Origin of the sequence: Sphingomonas sp. (assembly GCF_025362505.1) — a bacterium.
Classification (GTDB): Bacteria; Pseudomonadota; Alphaproteobacteria; order Sphingomonadales; family Sphingomonadaceae; genus Sphingomicrobium.
Window position 1 is genome coordinate 1 of the sequence record NZ_JANYGG010000002.1, and the last position, 2057, is coordinate 2057.

General features: G+C 64.1%; 1 protein-coding gene. It reads right to left on the minus strand.

Translation table 11 applies throughout. From position 1 onward, the window contains the following. Nucleotides 1-1926 (minus strand): hydantoinase/oxoprolinase family protein (locus Q0R27_RS00115; protein WP_293939966.1); only part of this gene is annotated, 1926 nt, incomplete at its 3' end. Between the last annotated feature and the right edge of the window lie 131 nt (nt 1927-2057).

Consider the following 2057-nt stretch of genomic DNA (forward strand, 5'->3'; position numbering starts at 1 on the left):
CTCAATGCGATCGCCGAAGAGCAGCTGATCGCGGCGGTATTCGCCGGCCTGGACTGGCTGTTCGGCGATATAGTTCAACGTGAGCATCCGCACAGGCTCCACCGAGCCGCTCTCGCGTCGGCCAAGCTTGGGATAATGTACCTTCTCGGTCGGCATGACCGCCTCCAGACGGTAGGTAACGCCTTGAACAGACATGGCGGGGAAGCGGTTCCCATAGCGCTGTTCGTAGACGGTGTGAAAATTCCCGATCATTGCGGCGATGCTGTCCGCCGTGATCGGCCCCGCCGGAATCGGCACGAACGGGGTTTCCCAACTCTGACCCAACAGGCGCCCATCGAAGGCGCGCGTGAAGATCGGTTCGCCCGACGCGTTCTTGAGTCGGCCGCGCATTTCTTCTTCCATGTCGCGGAACACCGTATCGATCTCGGCCGCGCCGTCGGGAGTCAGCACGCGATAGGCGCTGCGGCTGTCGCTGTAGGTCTGCTCCGAGCTGACCAGGCCCAACGCGGAGAACAGACCCGGGTGGGGCGGCACAATGACTTCCGCGAACTGGATGTGGTCGAGCACCGATGGCAATAGCATCGGACCCGCCGCCCCGAACGCAACGAGCGAATATTCACGCACATCGACGCCGTGCTGGATGGCGACGTTGGCCAGCCCTTCGGCGATGTTGACGATGCCGACATGGTAGGCGTAGCGGACGCGATCCTCGATCGGCAGGCTCGATTCCAGCGCTTCGAACGCTTTTACCGACAGCTCCTTGTCGAGCTTGATGCGGCCACCGGCAAATCCGTCCGGATCAATCACTCCGATCAGCAGGCAAGTGTCGGTCATCGCCGGCTGGGTGCCACCCTTGCCGTAGCAAGCGGGGCCCGGGTCGGAACCCGCGCTGCCCGGGCCGACCAGCAGTTCGCCCGCCGGGCTGATCGTGACAAGGCTGCCGCCACCAGCGCCGATGCTCGACACCTCGACGGACAGAGCATTGACGACGAGGTCATGCTCGAGTTCGAAGGTAGTATTGACGAATGGCTGGCCGTTGCTGACGAGGCTGATGTCACACGACGTCCCGCCGATGTCGGCGCACAGCAGGTTGGAAGCGTCGATCAGCTTGCCGAAATGGGCGCTGCCGACCGTGCCGGCGGCAGGACCGGCAAAGACGATTTGGAAAGGCCGCTCCATCGCCGCTTCTGCATCGAGCAGCTCAGCGGCGCAATTAGCGTAGTTGAGGCTTCCCTTGAAGCCCATCTCGCGCAGGCCGTGGCCGAGCTTGCGGGTATAGTCACCGTAGATGTGGCGCATGAATACGTCGATCACGGTCGTCGACGCGCGCGCATATTCTTTGGCAAGCGGCGAGATGTTGCTCGAGATAGAGCAGGGGATGTCGCCCAGCTCATCGCGCACCAACTCGGCCAGGCGGCGCTCGTGGGCCGGATTGACGTAAGCGTTGATCAGGCAGATCGCGATCGCGGTCACGCCGCATTCGCGAAGCACGGCGAGCTCGGCGCGGGCCTGCTCCTCGTCGAGCGCGATCAGCACCTTGCCATCGCTGAGCACCCGTTCGGCGATCCCGCGGCGCAGGTAGCGCGGCACTAGTGGGCGCGCCGCGTCGCCGAACGGCCGGCGCCAGTGCGGGTTGGTCTGTTCCGACGGCGGGCGCCACGTGCGGCCGCCGTCGAGCATGTCGCGCTGGCCGACCGTGGTAAGGAAGCCGATCTTGGGCAGTTTGCGGGTGATGACCGCGTTGAGCCCGTGGGTGCTGGCATGATTGAACACGACCGCGTCCGCGGCGCCAATCTCGCGCGCGCCTTCCAACACGCCAAGTTCGGTGTCGCGGACGTTGGTCGAGACCTTGACCGTCCTTATCTCACCGTCCTTGATCGCCACAACGTCGGTAAAGGTACCGCCTACGTCCACCCCGATCAGCATGATGACTTAAGTCCTCTTTTCTACTCGCCGCCGCGCTCAGTCCAGGTCGAGCCCCTCGGACAGCAAATGAATCGGGCCGAGCCGCCGCCACGGCTGCCGGCTGATCGTCTCGAGCGTTTGCTGGTTCTTGA